Source organism: Edaphobacter sp. 12200R-103, assembly GCF_010093025.1.
Classification (GTDB): Bacteria; Acidobacteriota; Terriglobia; order Terriglobales; family Acidobacteriaceae; genus Edaphobacter.
Genome location: NZ_CP048114.1, coordinates 4,013,503 through 4,031,325 on the forward strand (window position 1 = coordinate 4,013,503; position 17,823 = coordinate 4,031,325).

The 17,823-nt window shown below is 54.7% G+C and carries 10 protein-coding genes and 1 tRNA gene; 8 read left to right on the forward strand and 3 right to left on the reverse strand.

Annotation, left to right across the window (positions count from 1 at the left end):
- The first annotated feature begins 30 nt into the window (after nt 1–30).
- From GWR55_RS16660 to GWR55_RS16685, 6 genes are all read left to right on the forward strand, one after another.
- Entirely contained in the window at nt 31–1,119 is a 1,089-nt protein-coding gene (locus GWR55_RS16660; protein WP_162403272.1) for an enolase C-terminal domain-like protein, read from the forward strand.
- Between the two features lie 128 nt (nt 1,120–1,247).
- A complete protein-coding gene (gene dgoD, locus GWR55_RS16665) occupies nt 1,248–2,468 on the forward strand; it encodes a galactonate dehydratase (RefSeq protein ID WP_202925525.1) in 1,221 nt (406 codons plus the stop codon).
- A 465-nt stretch (nt 2,469–2,933) separates the two neighbouring features.
- Nucleotides 2,934–4,571 carry an alpha-N-arabinofuranosidase gene (locus GWR55_RS16670; protein ID WP_202925526.1) on the forward strand — a complete coding sequence of 546 codons (1,638 nt, stop codon included), beginning with the start codon at nt 2,934–2,936 and terminating at the stop codon, nt 4,569–4,571.
- Nucleotides 4,572–4,633: 62 nt separating this feature from the next.
- Entirely contained in the window at nt 4,634–8,182 is a 3,549-nt protein-coding gene (locus GWR55_RS16675; protein WP_162403274.1) for a TonB-dependent receptor, read from the forward strand.
- 89 nt (nt 8,183–8,271) lie between these two features.
- Complete coding sequence (locus tag GWR55_RS16680) at nt 8,272–10,569, forward strand: AGE family epimerase/isomerase (RefSeq protein WP_162403275.1); 2,298 nt, start codon at nt 8,272–8,274, stop codon at nt 10,567–10,569.
- A gap of 209 nt (nt 10,570–10,778) precedes the next feature.
- Nucleotides 10,779–12,731: a sialate O-acetylesterase gene (locus GWR55_RS16685; protein WP_162403276.1), complete on the forward strand. Its 1,953-nt coding sequence runs from the start codon at nt 10,779–10,781 to the stop codon at nt 12,729–12,731.
- Between the two features lie 322 nt (nt 12,732–13,053).
- Here the strand turns inward: GWR55_RS16685 and GWR55_RS16690 are convergent.
- Nucleotides 13,054–13,129, reverse strand: a tRNA-Ala gene (locus GWR55_RS16690).
- A gap of 201 nt (nt 13,130–13,330) precedes the next feature.
- Between GWR55_RS16690 and GWR55_RS16695 the strand changes: the two genes are divergently transcribed.
- Nucleotides 13,331–14,047 carry a sigma-70 family RNA polymerase sigma factor gene (locus GWR55_RS16695; protein WP_162403277.1) on the forward strand — a complete coding sequence of 239 codons (717 nt, stop codon included), beginning with the start codon at nt 13,331–13,333 and terminating at the stop codon, nt 14,045–14,047.
- Nucleotides 14,044–14,730 (forward strand): anti-sigma factor, encoded by a 687-nt coding sequence (locus GWR55_RS16700; protein WP_162403278.1) that lies wholly within the window; start codon nt 14,044–14,046, stop codon nt 14,728–14,730. The genes GWR55_RS16695 and GWR55_RS16700 overlap by 4 nt, the downstream gene beginning before the upstream one ends.
- Before the next feature lie 34 nt (nt 14,731–14,764).
- On the opposite strand, the gene GWR55_RS16705 is transcribed toward GWR55_RS16700, so the two are convergent.
- Nucleotides 14,765–16,615 (reverse strand): AsmA family protein, encoded by a 1,851-nt coding sequence (locus GWR55_RS16705; RefSeq protein WP_162403279.1) that lies wholly within the window; start codon nt 16,613–16,615, stop codon nt 14,765–14,767.
- A 29-nt stretch (nt 16,616–16,644) separates the two neighbouring features.
- Nucleotides 16,645–17,442, reverse strand: coding sequence for a signal peptidase I (lepB, locus tag GWR55_RS16710; RefSeq protein WP_162403280.1), 798 nt, complete (start codon nt 17,440–17,442; stop codon nt 16,645–16,647).
- Between the last annotated feature and the right edge of the window lie 381 nt (nt 17,443–17,823).

The window sequence follows — 17,823 nt, forward strand, 5'->3', positions numbered from 1 at the left end:
ACATCGAATGCTGGTGAGAAAGGTGATGAAATGATTTCGACAGCAGCAAGAAGGAAGACGCTGGAGAGTTTTATTGGTCTTCAGTCCGCGGGGAAGATGGCAGGAGGGACGCACGCCATCTCCCGAATCGAGGCCTTCCGCGTGCCAGGTTCGGGAACGCAGCCTGCATACAGCGTACTGGAGGTAGAGACTCGCTCAGGTATGACGGGATACGGCGAATGTTACCCGCTCTCACGCGCTGACGTAGAGGTGCTGAATGGTCTTGTCGGCAAGCCAGCTCATGCCTATGAGGCACTTATGCCAATAGCTCCGGAACCGGCGCGCGGTGGACTCAATATGGCCCTGCTCGATATTGTCGGCAAGATTACCAAGGCGCCAATCTATCGTGTGCTCGGTGGGCCGACACGTTTCAAGGTTCGGGCGATCGCAAGGCTTAAAGGATCGTCAAATACGGAACTCATCGCAGACATGCAGGGATGGATGGCCTCTGGCGTTCGCTCGTTCCTGATACCAGTCATGGCTCCCCCGGACAGAAATCAGGGGAGTCTCTTCATCAAGAACCATGTGGAACGGTTCGAGGCGCTCCGCGCCGCCGCACCGGAAGCTGACTTCGCTGTGGAATCTCTCGATCAACTTACCCCCAGCGATGCAGGCATGCTGGCGGCGGCCCTGGAAAGTTTGCATCCGCTCTGGTTCGATGAGCCCTGTCCTGTTACCAATCTTTCCACACTTCGAAAGATCGCTGAAGAGACCGTCACACCGATTGGTCTGGGGCGTGACATCCGGAATGCGGGTACATTCCAGGACCTGCTTCGCGAAGGACTTGTCGATCTTGTTCGTCCCGATCTCCTTACCTATGGAATCTCCGGTGTATGCCGTATCGCTGCAATGTCAGAGACCTATTACACGGCCGTTGCGCCTCGCCACAGCGCTGGTCCTATCGCGCTTGCTGCAGCTCTCCAGGCAGCAGCAAGCATGCCGAATTTCTTCGTTCTGCAGGTTCCGGATTCGGGGGCGGCTAGTAACGCTATCGATGATGGCTTTTTCGAATTGCCCAAAGAGCCGGGGCTTGGCATTGCCATAGATCCAAAGCAGTGGGAGGGGAATAAAATCGCATGAACAGACGACACTTTCTCAGCGGTGCCGCCGCGTTGGCGGCTGTAGGCGTCCATTCTGCTGGTGCAGTTTCAGAATCCCCGGCGAGGGAGCCCGACTACTGCGGTTGTAATCCCTTTATGGGGCAAAGGATGCGCAGTCAAGACATCACTGACCTCTTCAAAGATGTCAATACGAACTTGCGCGTCACCGATATGAAGGTATTTGGCGTATCGTTGACCCCAGATTCTGACCGTCCTTATGTTTTCGTCAAGATCGAAACCAACCAGGGACTGGTTGGCTGGGGAGAAGCCACGCTGGAAGGCAAGGCGGGCGCAGCGATGTCATGTGTCCGGGACTTCCGGGACTTTATTGTCGGCAAGGATCCGCTTCAGGTGGAGCATCACTGGGAATCGATGTATGTCCATAGCTTCTACCGTGCTGGCCCCGTCATCGGTTCCGCCATCTCTGGCATTGATCAGGCGCTGTGGGATATTCGCGGGAAGGCGCTGGGCGTCCCTGTCTATCAGCTTCTCGGCGGGCCACATGATGAACGGGGCGTTCGTGGGTATTACCACGCAGAGAACGCGAGAACTGATGAAGACCTCTCTAAGCTGCGGGAGACAGCCCTTTCAACTGGAGTCTCATGTTTTAAGGTTGGGCTTCCCGATCAGGCTTATGAGTGGATCGAGACCCATGCGAAGATTGATCGCGCCATCAAGCACATGGCTCGCTATCGCGAGAAGCTTGGTGACGAGATCGACATCGCCGTCGATTTCCATGCGAAGACCAGCCCAAGCGTAGCCTCTATTCTGGTCAAGGAAGTTGAGCCTCTCCATCTCCTGTTTATTGAGGAGCCATGTCCGCCTGAGAATGTGCCTGCTATGCAGAGAGTGGCACGTCGTTCTACTACACCAATCGCCACCGGTGAACGGCTTGTAGCCGCATTCGGTTGTCGGGAGCTTATTGAGAAGGGAATCGTCGACATTCTGCAGATGGATATCAACCACGTAGGCGGGATCACCGGCCTCTGGAAAGCCGCTGCCATGGCGAATTACTCCAATATCTCAATGGCGCCACATGCGTGCGAAGGTCCTATTGGAGGGCTTGCCACGCTGCACGTGGACTCCTCCATGCCAAATTTCCTTATTCAGGAGATCTGCAGTTTTGTAGAACCTGGTGAGAAGGAAAAGGTCTGGGCCGATTGGTTTGGTTTCGCTCCGATGCGCATGGTAGATGGCAAATTCCCGCTCCCTCAAAAGCCTGGATTAGGTTTCGAACTGAGTGAAGCGGCACTGGCTAAGTATCCTTTCGGCGGTTCTCGGCCTATGGCTCGTGTCTTCCAGACCGACGGCTCTGTAGGAGAGTGGTAGCTCAACTTTGCCAGTCCTGCTGGAGCTATGCTCGGGCCAACATTGGCTTCTTGCTGTCAGTGGCCCCACTCATTGGTGCGGTTGACTTTTGACTTGATAATTAAAGCCGCGCGCGGCTCAGCTCCGAGGTGACGCTTCGCAACTATGCGAAAGCTTTCTTGGCTGCACTCGCGCAATTTTCGATAACGACGGGGGATTAACTCAGAAGGCTCGAGTCTGGAGTGCGGCTAAGAACATCGCAAAGTTGCGAGAGCGCTCCAGAATCGACTGAAATGCCGATGGGCTGTGGCTACTTGCAATATGCATTCCAATCTCCCGAAGCATGTCATCTCACGCAGTCTAACTTTGACTTCGAAATCACGGTTGACGACCTTTTTTGAAGCTTGCTACCATTTTTTGCACGCAATGCCCGTTGCGTTCTATGCAACGTGAATATATCGATCTTCCATCCTTAAATTTCGAACGATGATTTCAATGACCAGGCTATTTACAAGGTTGAGTTCAGTGGAAAAGAAAACGTTTACCGAGAAGAGCCGCAGAGTGCAGGTGGCATCAATTCTCGCTCGCTTCCTGGTGGTTGTTATAAGCCTATCGTGTGCCCATGCACAGCAGGCGGCCAGAATTACTGTGTATGGAGATCAGTCCGGCCCGCGTGTGAATCGTGAGATATTCTCGCAGTTTGCCGAACAACTAGGTTCAGGTATCTACGGTGGTCTATGGGTAGGTCCATCTTCCTCTATTCCGAACATTCATGGGTATCGAAAAGACGTCATTGATGCTCTGCGGGATCTTCACGTGCCTGCCGTCCGGTGGCCGGGCGGTTGTTATGCCGATCAGTATCACTGGCGCGACGGCATCGGCCCGAGGGAGAAGCGGCCCGTCAGGTATAGGCGTGGAGGAAATGACACCAACTCCGTCGGAACCCATGAATTCATGGACTTTCTGGATCTGATCGGGGCGAAAGCGTACTTGTCCGCTGATGTGGGGAACGCAACCCCACAAGAGACAGTGGATTGGATGGAGTACATGCTCGCACCGCGGGGTACTACCTTGTCCAATGAACGCGCAGCAAACGGTCATCCTGATCCCTGGCAGGTCCCTTATTTAGGAATTGGGAACGAGCTATGGGGCTGCGGCGGACATATGAGCGCAGAACATGCTGCAGACGTTATCAATCAATACACGACATTTTTGCATGCATCCAGAGGAAAGCCCTTCATGAAGATCGCCGCAGGAGCCGACCGCGGCGATTACCACTGGACCGAAACGGTGATGAGAGAGGCCGGGCCTCAGATTGATGGTCTTGCCCTCCACTTCTACACCTACCTTCATCATGCAGGCCATGAGGGAGTGGGGACCGGATATGGAGAGAAAGGGGCTGCAGTGGGATTCGATGAGAAAGACTGGGCCTCTACGCTTGCATACACCTTCGGCATGGACGATCTGATTGCAAAACATGCGGCAATTATGGACAAGTACGACCCGGAAAAGCGGGTATGGCTGGCCGTCGATGAATGGGGTGCCTGGTATAAACCGGACGGCGTCCATGCTGCTTCATCTCTTTATCAAGAGAACACGATCCGCGATGCGCTTATCGCCGCGATCAATCTCAATATTTTTGTAAAGCATGCGGATCGCGTGAAGCTTACTGCAATCGCACAGATGATCAATGTGCTGCAGGCGATGTTACTGACTGATGGCCCGCGCATGGTCAAGACTCCAACCTACTGGGTGTATGAAATGTACAGGCCCTGGCAGGATGCAACCAGCCTTCCCATCGAAGTTCATTCTGAAGATTATGCATTTGGTGGAGAGAAGATGCCTGAAGTTTCCGCATCCGCAGTCCGGGATAAATCGGGCAAAATCCACATCGCATTAACGAACCAGAATCCAAATCTTTCAGTAAAGCTTCTGTTGAAGATCAATTCTTCCGTCCCGGGCAGTGTAACTGGACGGATATTGACAGCTCCGAATATCGATTCGAGAAATACGTTTGAACATCCCGATGCAGTGAAGCCTGTTGTTATGCAGGGAATCACGCAAACGGGAGATACGCTTTCCTTAACTTTGCCGCCGAAATCCGTTTCTGTCTTGAGTTTATAGCCCAAACATCAATAGCACGCCAGCCATGCAGCTTATTGTTTGTAGTTTGTAGGAGGCAGGAATTGAGCTTAAAAAAAACTAATATTTACTATTTCTTTGTTCTGTTCATAGTTATGTTGTTCGGGAGCGCGCATGCTCAGAACACAACCGGATCTATTGTTGGTTCCGTCAGAGACGCGACCGACTCTGCGCTTCCGGGTTCTATTGTTACGCTGACGAATGTATCCACGGGAGACAGGCGTGTCGCCACGGCGAATGACTCGGGAGATTACCAGTTTCTGAATCTCCCACCCGGACACTACAGCCTTTCAGTAGCGATGCAAGGATTTAAGACCTACACGCATAATGATGTTGAGGTGCAGGTCGAACTTGCGACGCGACAAAATGTCACGATGGAAGTGGGTACGGCGACGGAACAGGTTACCGTTACGTCTGCAGCTCCGATCATTCAATCGGAGAACGCCTCTCTCGGGCAGGTAGTGCAGGGAAAGGCAGTTACTGACATTCCACTTAATGGGAGAAACGTACTCGCCCTCGTAGGCTTGACTCCGGGTGTAGTTCCGCAAGGAAGTGCCTCGGCGAACCTTACGGGCCTCGGCGTTTTTTCTGCGGGAAATTTCCAGATTGGTGGAGGAACAGCGAACCAGAGTTCGACCCTGTTCGACGGTTCACCGGTGAACATCTCTTACGGAAATATTACCGTCCTTGTTCCGGATCAGGATGTCGTACAGGAGTTCCGAGCGCAGATCAGTAACAATACTGCGGAGTATGGCAGATATACGGGCGGCGTCATTAACATTACCTCCAAGTCTGGTGGTAACCAGATTCATGGCACGGTCTACGAATTTGTACGGAACACTATCTTCAACTCGACGCCTTATTTTTCCAAACACAACCCTGCTCAGGTTTTGGAGAAGAACCCATATCATCAGAATCAGTTCGGGGCGAACATAGGATTTCCGATCATTAAGGACAAGCTGTTCGGATTCTTTGATTATCAAGGGTATCGTCAGAGCTTCCAGCAAACTTACAATTATGTTGTTCCCACGGAGCGGCAGCGCACCGGTGATTTCTCAGAGTTCTCTACGCCGATCTATGACCCGTGCGGCGGGACCGTAGGTGCGGGCCAAGGTTGTCCGAATTACACCGGAGGGCCAACTCCCTTTCCCGGCAACAAAATTCCGTTGAATCGCATCTCTCCGGTTGCGCACAACATCATTAATTGGGGTTATTGGGCGCCCCCGACAAACGCGTCGTTGCCACCGAACCAGAACTTCCTAAGCTATTCGTCGATGGGAGGGGTCAACAATCAATACACCGGGCGCGTTGACTTCAACCTGAGCGATAAACAACGTATGTTCGGCCGATATACGCATTGGAAGTCCGACAATATCGCGCCTATTCCGTTCAAAAACGGTCTGATTTCTGGCGATCCGACGTCGCCTGAGCATTTTGTTACCCGACAGGTTGTTTTTGGAGACACTTATGTCTTTACGCCTTCGCTCGTGGGAGATCTCCGGCTCTCTTATCTCAGATGGAATTACACGCGTCTTCCAGGGACTCTAGGCTATAACCTTGGCGATCTGGGTTTCAATCCCGCTAGCCAACTGGATCAGATCTCAGATTTCAATCACGTTTCTAACTCCACAACTTTTCCCGCAATAACAATCCAGGGTTATAACAACGCGTCGAATGGATATATCTTCGGGGTCAACCAGAACTACGCGATCGCCCCTAGTATTACCAAGACGATCAAAGGGCATACGATCAAAGCAGGAGCAGATCTTCGTCGCTTGGAAATGCTCTACTTTCAAAACAATTACCCTGGCGGTAACTTCCAATTTGATCCAACATGGACCGGAAATGCGTTTGCTTCCTTCCTGCTGGGCTACATGGTTGATCAATCCGTCAATCCCACGGTCATCCAGATTTCTCAGCCTACTTACAACACAATTTACTATCAGGGATATTATGTCCAGGATAACTGGAACGTTTCACGCAGGGTTACGCTCAATATCGGCCTGCGTTACGACATTCCGGGAGTCTACCGGGAGCGCCACGAGCTTCTGGCCACCTTTGATCCGAACGCTGTGAACCCGCTTGTGACGTTGAATAATGGTTCGACAGTTCACGGTGCTTACGATTTAGTGGGTACACCGCAACATCCGGCGAAGGGTCTGCGCAATGAACACTTCGCGAACTTTTCCCCGCGTCTCGGCATAGCCTTCCGCCCCGATGAAAAGACGGTCCTGCGTGCAGGATGGGGTTCCTTTTTCATCGCCTCTGATCTTCAATTCCCGGAATCGTCGGCGCAATCCCCCCTGTCGTACATTACGAATAATCCAGTTTCAACGCGCGATGGAGGCTTAACTCCATATGCCACTCTCGATAACCCTATGCCAACGGGGCTTACGCAGGCTCCTGGCCGAGACAGCAGATATCAGCGCCTCCTTCTCGGAGGGTCCGCCAATGCGCTGAATCAAGATGAAGAAAACGGAGTGGCTTATCAATGGAACTTCGCAATCCAGCGGCAAATGCCTTTGGGGATTGCTCTGGAAGCTGCCTATGCTGGATTGCACGGTTCGCATCTTCCGGTAAGTCACAGCCGCAATCAGGTGCCGAAGGACGTATTAGACCGGGCTTTGGCCGACCCGGCGTGCTCTCCGACGGTAACATCCGCATGTTTTCTTCAAGGAAGTACAGCCAATCCGTTCACTAATTATGCGTCGACATTCACTCAGGGTGCGCAGCAATATCCTACACTGCCCAAGTTCCAGCTTTATCGGCCATTCCCACAATACGGCAACATTTCAAATACTGGTAATTACATAGGAATCAGTAACTATAACTCGCTTCAAGTTAAAGGAGAAAAACGTTTTTCGCAGGGGGGAGTTCTATTGCTCTCGTATACCTTCTCGAAATTGATGGCAAATGCAGAGTCTCTCACTTCGTGGCTTGAAGTAGTGGGCGCGCCCGGTTTCCAGAACATGAGCGACCTCGATAGAGAATATGCGCTTTCGGGGTATGACTCGAGACAAAGGTTGGTGGCGAGCTATGTTTACAGCCTTCCGATCGGTCGTGGGCAGCGCTTCTTTGCGAACGTATCTGGCCTGGCGGACAAGGTGGTATCAGGCTGGGGAGTTAATGGTGTCTCAACCTTCCAAAAGGGATTTCCGATGGGAGTCTCTATGAACCTGAATACTGTTTCCATGTACTCCGGTGCAGGAACGACACGGCCAAATGTTGTGCCTGGAGTTGATAAGCGAACTCATGGGAGAATTCAGGACCGGCTCGGAGATCAGTATTCGAAGACTACTTATTTCAACTTAGCCGCGTTTGCAGCGCCTGGCCCATTCCGGTATGGCAACGAATCTCGTACAGACAACGAGCTTCGCCTGCCGGGGATTGCAAACTGGGATTTCGCACTTTTCAAGGATACCCATATCAGTGAACGCCTGACGTTCCAGTTTCGTGCAGAGGCCTTCAATCTGTTCAACCGTGTTCAGTTTGGTGGTCCAAATACGGCTATCGGGAATGCGCAGAATGGAAGGATTACCAGGCAGGCGAATGATCCTCGAACGCTTCAGCTGGCAGGTCGAATCAACTTTTAGCTGGAGAGCCTCTCGTTCTGAAGTCGGAACGAGAGGCGGCTTTTACTGAGGATAAAAATGATACGGCAACCAGATTGCTGAGGAGATGTATGCACCGATTCGTGGAGAAGTTTGCATTCGGTCAGGACTGGGAGGCTAAGCGAAGAGCCCTTACTCTCGTCATCCTGTTTGTATCTTTGTCATGGCAGGCTGTTGGCTACGCTGAAGGAATTAAAAAATTAGAAATCGGCCGTCTTGAATCGGGTGCCACTGTCTCGTTCGTACGCTCGTCCGCAGGCGAATGGGGAATCAAAGTCGCAGGGGGAGATGCTCCTGTCATTGAGCAGGCTCAGCCCGCCGGTGTAGAGGTCTATCGCCAATCGGATGACATCCGCAAACTATCCGCTGGTTACAAGACAGTTAAAAAGATCGAGAAGGGAGCTGATGCGTATGCTGAGGTTCAATACGGTCCTCACGTTCTCTTCCGTATGCACGATGTATGGCATCTCAAGGGATCGGTACTGTCAGTTCGCAGAACGGTTCGAGTTGTCGGCAATGCTGAAGGAGGATTCGATTCAGAGATCACCTTCGATATGGATCGCTCTACCGGATGGACCGATGTGAATTATATGGTTCCGGGAGCAATCTATGGAGATCCCACCTATGATGGCGATCGTTCTCCCGGAGGAACTTTGAATTACGCCGCCCGGCGTCTCGTCATGCGGGAAGACATTCTCGCTGCCCCATTATTTGCTCTTTCTTTTAGGAATGGTTCTTCTATCTCATTGCTCGATCCCGCACCGCGAGGTGATTCGACCGAAGAGGAGACAAAGCTCACCAATTTGGTGATGATTGACGCGCGCTTTCAGTTTGGCGCGATGGGAGCATGGCAGGGCGAGGAAGGCGCCATTCATTTTGGCTTTCTTTTCCCAGGCACGATTCACGAGTTTTCTGGACCGAGGAATAAACCCGCTGTTCCCCGGTGGGTTCGTCGGTATCACCCAATTTCCCAAAGTCTTTCCCAGAATTACCAGGTAGATTTCCGGTTTGGCCACAACGAGTCGTTTCCGGAAGTCACGCGAGATTCCTGGCGCTGGGCGTGGAATACTCTGAATCCACCGGTGAACTACATCAATGTCGACGAGACGCGGCGCGTTTTGATCGATCATCTTGCGGCGCACGTGGAGACGATCAATGGAAGAACGGGAGTTCCATTTGTCCTGTCTACGATGAACGATAAGAAAAACTGGAACTGGCCGATGGTCGCGTTGGGCTTTGTGGGAAAGGATATAGAATGCGCCGACCAGTTGTTGCGGGAAGGAGACCGGGATAAGACAGAGCGTGGTCAGAAAATGCGCCAGCTTGGGCTGGGAATTATTACAACTGCGATTCAGGCTCTCCCCACAGTTCCTCTGCAGGCAACAGGTTTTGATATTCAAAATGGAAAACCGTGGGATCATATCTGGCTGGCACCATGGCTTCGGAATGCCACGGAAGACATGCGTGTGTTGATGCGCGCGTACCGACGAGAACGCCTGCAGGGCCGTCAACATCCAGAATGGATGACGTGGGCGAAGAATTACGTCGACTGGCTTATCCAGCAGCAACGTGAGGATGGATCCTTTCCTCGTCGCTGGAAGCCAGGAAGCAATGAAGTAGCAGAACCGACTGGGACAGCCAGCTATAACCCCGTGCCGTTACTGGTCCTCATGACAGAAGAGACGGGCGATCCGAAGTACCAGCAAGCAGCGATTCGTGCTGCAGAATATGTCTGGACGGCGTTCGGAAGCCGCGGCCTCTTTGTCGGAGGAGCAAGCGACAATCCGAACATTACAGATAAGGAAGCCGGAATGCTGAGCATGGAGGCATTTCTAAGTCTCTATGAATCCACCAAAGATCCCAAATGGCTGGAACGCGCGCAGACCGCAGGAGACTTCGCTGAAAGCTGGATATGGATCTGGAACCTGCCGATGGCGGTAGATGCAGACAATGCACAACTCCATTGGAAGAAGGGCGTTCCGACGGTGGGTCTACAGGGCATCACGGCGTTGAATACAGGCAGCACAGATGAGTATCTTTCGTGGGCCGTTCCGTCATATGCGAAGCTTTACAACTACACCGGAGATGAACATTATCTCCAGGTTGCGCGCGTCCTGTTGAATGACACGAAATCAATGGTTGCGCTGCCCGGGAGACAGTACGACATGAAGGGCATCGGCTGGCAGCAGGAAAACTTCAGATTGGGGCCTGGTCCCAATGGACGTGGCGTAGGATCCCATCGATTCTGGCTGCCTTGGGTCTCCGCGAACCACCTTTACGGAATCACCGGCCTCGAGGAATACGATCCCGCTCTATTCAAGCGAATCTCCACGAAACCCGCTGAAGGCAAGATGGCCGCTGCGAAATAAAACGGCAGGATCTCTCCCCTATGGAGCGTCAAGATAAGAAAGTGGAGGATTGAGCGCTGATGAAACCGGCAAAACAGGTCTGCTTCCGGCCAAGCATCTTAGGGAATCCAGCAGGGAATTTGAGGAAAATTGACGATCGCGCCTTACGGTCCTCTTCGCTTTCGGGACTGCCAAACCTGACGAAGCTTGTCGTCTGCTGTACCGTACTGATGGCAGTTTTTGAGATTTCACCTCTTCCTATCCATGCCCAGATCGCATCTTCGGAACGGGATAGGGCTCAACCCTTCGTCAGCCCAATCTTCGCTGACAATATGGTGCTGCAGCGCGACAAACTGAACACGATCTGGGGCTGGTCGGATCCGGGCGATACGATTCACGTACAAATTGGAGACAGGGCGGAATCCGCTGTTGCGCAACAGGACCACCGTTGGCAGGTGAAGATTCAGCCTCCGGCTCCCGGTGGGCCGTACACGGTCAGGATCTCAGGTCATCAGACGGTTGAGCTTCATAATGTTCTTGTCGGTGACGTTTGGCTGTGCGGCGGCCAGTCCAATATGGAGTTTCAGCTCCGTGGGGCGCGCAATGGAGATGAAGAGGTAAAGGCAGCTCATCACCCGGACATCCGCTACTTCACTGTAGGAACGCAATCGGCGTACAGGCATGTGAATACCGTGTCAGGAACGTGGAAGGTGGTCTCCCCGGCGAGCGCTGGGCGTCTCTCTGCAGTGGCGTACTACTTTGCACGCCGAATCCAGCAGGATGTTCACGTTCCAATAGGGCTAGTTATTGATGCGGTTGGCGGGACTCCCGCGGAGGCTTGGACAAGTGCCGCTGCACTTCATCCATTAAAGGACTTCGACGCTCCGCTGGCAGAGTTGCAGCACTTCGCTGCACAAGGAGCTCCGGAGTACGGGAACTATGTCATGCATTGGTACGACGAATACGACATCGGCCTTAAAGAACACTGGGCAGACCAGAGCGGGGACGGACCGGAGTGGAAGACCGTCTCCATCCCCGGAGGATTTGCGGAACTCGGAGTTCCGGACACTCCTGCGGTGGTGTGGTTCAAAAGAGAGATCACTTTGCCCGATCCGATTCCAGCCGGGCGCACGGTGTTATTCCTGGGATCCATCGAACGAATGGACACGGTTTACATCAACGGAAAGATGGTGGGTGGGAGTGCCTGGGTTGAGAATCCACGCACCTACACCATTCCTCCGGACCTATTGAAGGCGGGAAAGAATACGATCACAATTCGAGTTCTGAAAACCAAGCCGAAAGGCGGCTTCCTGGCCCGGCCGGGCGACATCCATCTCACTCTCGCAGACAAGACGACCATTCTTCTTGCCGGTCCATGGAAGGGCAGGCTCAGCGTCGATGCGCGGCCTCCCCATCCTCTACCTACGAGTTATGAAAACTGGCCGGTGATGCCGTCTGTCCTCTATGAAGGAATGCTGGCTCCGCTCACCCCGCTCTCGATCACGGGGGTTATCTGGTATCAGGGCGCAGCAAACTCCGAGCGTGCATACGAATATCGTAAGGTTCTTCCTGCAATGATCACCGATTGGCGGCGAGCATTTGGACAAGGTGACTTACCCTTTTATATCGTGAGCTTGCCTGCCTTCAAGGCACGAAGCGCGGTGCCGGTTGACGATGCCTGGGCCGAGACCCGCGAGGCGCAGGCGATGACAGCAGCAGAGGTTCCGAATTCCTGCCTGGCCGTTACGATCGATACGGGAGAAGCGGATAATATCCATCCGAAAGAAAAGGTTCCCGTGGGTGAGCGGCTTGCCCTCTGTGCACTGGCGAAACACTACGGCAGGAACGTGGTCTACCAGGGGCCGACCGTGGATGCGATGGAACGTGAGACTGCATCGATTCGTCTCCATTTCACGCATGCCGACGGCGGCCTGGTGGTCAAAGGAGATAAGCTCGGCCAGTTTGAGATCGCTGGCGATGACAGGAAATGGATCTGGGCAGACGCGCATATTATCGGCGATTACATCCTCGTTTCCTCCTCGCTGGTGCAGAATCCCACGCAGGTTAGATACGCCTGGCAGTCAAACCCGGAGGCTACCCTGTTCAACGGCGCGGGCCTGCCTGCGGCTCCCTTTAGAACTGACACATGGACTGGAATCACCGAGGGCCATCGGCCCTACTGAGTCAGGAGATAACTTATGAGCCAATGAATCGGTTACGGCGTGGTGGCGATAGTGATGGGCGTGATCCTGTGGACGCGGCCTGTATCGGCGAACAGGAATTTTGTGCCGGATTGGACGTTTCAAAATTCCTCTCTCGGCGAGTTTCGTACCTTGGGCGATGCCGACTGGCATGCGGAGAATGGAGAGATCGTAGGTGTCCCGCATTCAGCCGCAGGGGCTCAGTCAAAGCTCGCAGGTCTTCTGAAAGCGGGGTCCAAATGACGGCACGCTCTTCTTGGACCTTTTTGAAAAAGCGCGAAATCGTCTAAGTTGTTGGAATATTTGGTGGACCTGATCGGGATCGAACCGATGACCTCTTCCATGCCATGGAAGCGCGCTCCCAACTGCGCCACAGGCCCACTATGGGGGGACCTTTCTATTTTCTGTCAGGTGCGTGGTTTCGTCAAACTTTACGGGAACATCAATGCGAAGACTGGTGTCTAAGAGTGTAGAGTGAGCGAGCACTCGGCCGCCGGCGGCGTACTTCACTCGCTCTATGCCCGGTTTGTAGTGCATTTGCCATGCGTTCCACAAAAGTTTTAGTGTAGAGGTCACCCGAAATGCAGGTGGGCACGTACTTGGGAAATCTGACCAGCGCGATTGGCATAACCACGGAAGAGGCGGCACTCGTCGCCGATCTCAAGGCCGGCAGTGAAGAGGCCTTCGGCATTCTTATTGCCCAATATCATCAGCCGCTTTACTCCCTGATCGCCCGCAGCTTGACCGACCCGGCCGATGCGGCCGACACCACGCAGGAAGTCTTTATTAAAGTCTTCCGCAGCATTCGGGGATTTCATGGCGAGTCGAGCCTCCGAACCTGGCTTTATCGGATCGCGGTTCATGAGGCCTCCAACCAGCGTCGCTGGTGGTCGCGCCACAAGCGGCAAGAGCTCACCATCGATTCCAGCCTGAATTCATCGAATTCGGACGAGGAAGGACTCTCTCTGGCAGCTACTCTCGCCGATCACGGCATTTCACCGTTCGATCATGCTGCTCAGGCCGAACTGCGCCACCACGTCGAAGAAGCGCTCCGTCAGCTTCCTGAGGCCTTCCGCACGGTCGTCGTTCTGCGCGAGATTGAAGGCTTTGCTTATGAAGAGATCGCTGAGATTCTCAACGTCAATGTAGGCACCGTAAAATCCAGGCTGACGCGCGGGCGTTCCGCTCTGCGGACTCTTCTGACCGATCTGCTTAAGAATTCTGCTACTTCCACAGCTTCTTTTTCATCGAACCTTCATACCCGGATGGCTCACGACGCGGAGATGGTGACGAGATGAACTCCCCTGATTGCGATAAAGTACGGTCGTCCTTCTCGTCCTACCTCGACGGAGCAGTCGATGGACGGCAGATGCAGGCTATCGCGCAACATCTGGAGGTATGCGCCGACTGCCATAGCGAGTTTGAGATGCTTCGTCTTATGCAGAACTCGCTGGCATCGCTGGGACCGGCACGGGCGCCGGCCGATATGGGAACCCGTCTGCGCGTTGCCATATCGCACGAGATCGCTACCAGAAGGCGCGACTGGAAGGGTGTCGTTGCGCTCAAGTGGGAAAATACGATTCGCCCATGGGCCGTCCAGGTCTCCGCTGGCGCCGCCTGTTCCGTAGCCCTGGTCGGAACCATCATGGTTCTGCTGGGTCTGTTTGCAGCGCCACAGGCAGTGATGGCCAATGACGAGCCACTGGGAGCGATGACGTCTCCTCGCTATCTATACTCTGCAGTGATGCCCAGGCCGATCGTGACCGGCCACGACGATGCGCCCATCATCGTAGAAGCTTTTATCAATGATCGCGGACAGGTCTATGACTACAACATTGTCTCCGGTCCGGAAGACTCCACGGTGCGCAACCAGGTTGCAGATCAGCTGCTGCTGAGCGTCTTCGAGCCCGCCCGCGTCTTCGGAGAGCCGGTTCGCAGCCGCGTGGTCATGACCTTCGCCGGAATCTCGGTTCAGGGATAGTTCCCTCAGTCGTTCCATCACCGCAAAAAATGATTTAGCGCGCGCTGCGGCGGGAACGCACGTGTCCGGCTTGCTGACGCGAAGGCGCGTTGGCAACCCACGTCTGCGGGCTGCGCCAGTGTTTCGTCGCCGTAAGGTCAATATGAAAAGGCGCGTTTACCGAATGATTTTCGGGGAGTGCCCTCATCAATCCATCGCCGAGGGGTGGCACTGCTCCTGCCAGCGCTTCCAGCCGGGCCGTGGTTACATTTCCGCTCAGATGAAGAGAGTAGCCGGATGCCGTGAAAGTTCCTTCGATCGTGGCGGGGTCGTGTCCGCCCAGCTGCAGTGGAACCGGCTCCAGAACGAAGCTGGCGGTCTTGCTTGTGTCCCCGGCCTTAGAGCGCGGGCGCTGGGGGGTATCGATTGACCGCAGCTGCAGGTCCTGGGAAAGCAGGGTCGCCGCCGAGGCCGTGGAGCGTCCTTCAGCAGCGGCGGCTGCGGCCTTTTCCAGCGCAGAGAGTGCGCTTAGGGCAGATTCTTCGTGAGGCTGCGCCAGTGGAGTCTTCAGGGTGGCGTCGCTGACCGTGAACTGCCCCTGCCAGTGGCCCGTCGACAAGGATGCGCCGGCAGAGGATCCACTATGGTCGGAGCTTCCAAAGGTCATGGTTCCAGCAAGGGTTCCCGTCGCCGTTGTGTCCGGAGAGACGTGCGGGGTAAGCACACGCAGCCCATACATCAGTGTCGATGCCGGAATGTCGGCGGCGCTGATCTCGAGTGAAGACTCGCGGGGGTGATGAATATTGGGGATGGACCCCTTGAGTGTAAGCGCAGCATTGCGGGAAGATGACGTCGGTGGCCAGCTACAGTGGATGTCCTGAAAGGCGTGGAAGATACCCGTTGCCGTCGCGAAACACTCGGCCCTCGTATTGAGAAGCTGTTCAGGAACAAAGTCCGCGGGCCTAACGTCCGTCAGCGTCAGTCGGGTGCTCACAGCGCTCTCCCCGAAGGTCCCGCGGATGTTGGCGGAAAGGTTCATCTGGCCGCGCCAGCCCGCATCGCGGCCAAAAAGGACGCGGCTTCCCTCTCCCAGGGGAGCATCGCGCCATTGCCCCTGCAGGTTCAGCGCAACCTGGCGAAGAGAAGGGCCGGCGCCGAGCACAGCCTCAAGCTCGATGGTGCCGGTGTCGGAGACATTCAGGTCCGTCCGCGTGGGATGGGAGCGTAGCCGTAGATGCCACTGGTGCGGATCGGGAAGCCAGAGAGCGAAGTCGGCATCCACCAGGGAAAAAGGGAGTTTCTCCTGTTCCTGTTTAAAGTTCAGACGGGCTCCGCTGGCTTCGATATAAGGAAAGCGGGGTGCCGGACCGGCGTGACGCTGGGCAGTCGGTGCGGTGTCGATACGCGAGGCCTGAAGGAGAATTCCCTCAATGTTCCATTGGCCGTTCGCATTGTGGACCAGGTTGACGCTGGGGCTGCTGAAGCTGATGGTGGAGAACTCCACATGCCGCCGCCACAGCGAAGAGATGCGCACCGTGGCATGTACGGAGTTGGCTCGGATGATGGGCTCCGACCCGAAGGCAGGGTCTTCCCCAACGACAAGGTTCTCAATCGTGAAGCCGGGGAGTGGAAGCAGCGTGAGCGAGACGCGATCCAGGTGTACCGGCCGCCCCAGGCTCCTGCTGATGCTGGTGGCGATCGTGCGCTGGTAGCGCCCGATGTTGATCAGCGGAGGAAGAAAGATAAGCAGCACAACAGCAAGAATCGAAAGGTAGAGGAAGCGATAGTGACGAAGGTGCGACCGGCGTCGCGAGCCGTCCGCCCGGTTCGGTTCTTCAGATCCGGCAGGGGGCTGCGCCGGAATGGTAAGTGGGGTAACGTCTTGAGATGGATCTGTCTGCCGCATGAGCGAAGGTGATAGAACCGGCTACCGGTTTAGCGAACGATGTGAAATGTTCTGTTCCAGCGCGTCTGGTCAAAGATATGGATCAGGATGTGCCCCATAAAGGCCAGGCGCTGGCTGACGCTCTGTTTGTCGATCTGGTCGGCGGGTGTCTCAAACGACCAATAGACAAACATGGGTCGCCCTACAATGTTTTCGCGCGGAACAAAGCCCCAGTAGCGGCTGTCGAGCGAGTCAGGCCGGTTGTCGCCCATGGCAAAGACTTTGCCCGGAGGCACCACCAGGTCTCCGTTCTGGATGTGATGTGGTAACTCGTACTGCCATGAAGCCGTTACCTGATACATCGGGTCTGGCGGAATGCTGGGAAAGTCGTCTCGATAAGGGTTGAATGCGTCCTGCGGATCACCCTCCGACGAGGGCATGGCAGCGTAGGGCTCCTTCTGGGCCACCCCGTTGACGTAGACAACGCCATCGCGCAGATGAATATGGTCGCCGGGAAGTCCGATCGCCCGCTTAACCAGGAAGAGGTCCGGCTCACCGGGCTTCAGAAAGACGATGATGTCGCCGTGGCGCACATTGCGGTAATACGTAAAAGGCGCCCAACTGGTGGGCGGCGCCAGCGAGACACGATCCACCAGCACATGGTCGCCAATCAGCAGCGTCTTCTCCATCGAAGCCGAGGGAATCTCGAAGTTCTGAAAGATAAAGGTCATCACGAAGAGGCCGACCGCAAGTACGCTCGCGATCGACGCCAGCGATTCAAGTGGAGTCTCAGTCTGCTCCGTCTGCTTGACCGATTCTTCTCGTTCCACAGATTCCATCGTTTTCATCAAAAAAGCTTTCTCCACAAATGTTCCCTTCAGTGTATCCCCGATGGAGCCGGAAAGTTGCAAAAACCGGGGTGGAAGGCTCGGAACGGCGGCCGAACGCCTCACTGGCTGAGACCCCGCCATGCAGCAGGACAAGAGGTTGGCCATTGCCATGGATCTCTTAGTAAAGGTTCAATCCGTCGACCGGGGCAAAGCCGGAGTTTGCAACCTGCAGGAGTTTCTCCAGGAGCGAGGAAGATGATTGAAGGGATACTGGAGCGAGGGGCAGCGGCAGCCCATGCAGTGCCAGTGAAGCCAAGAAAATCGCGTCTCAGCAGAACGGCCTCTTCCTGCAAAGAACAACCCGCGCCGAAGAGTATACTCACGGACCTGGATGAGACT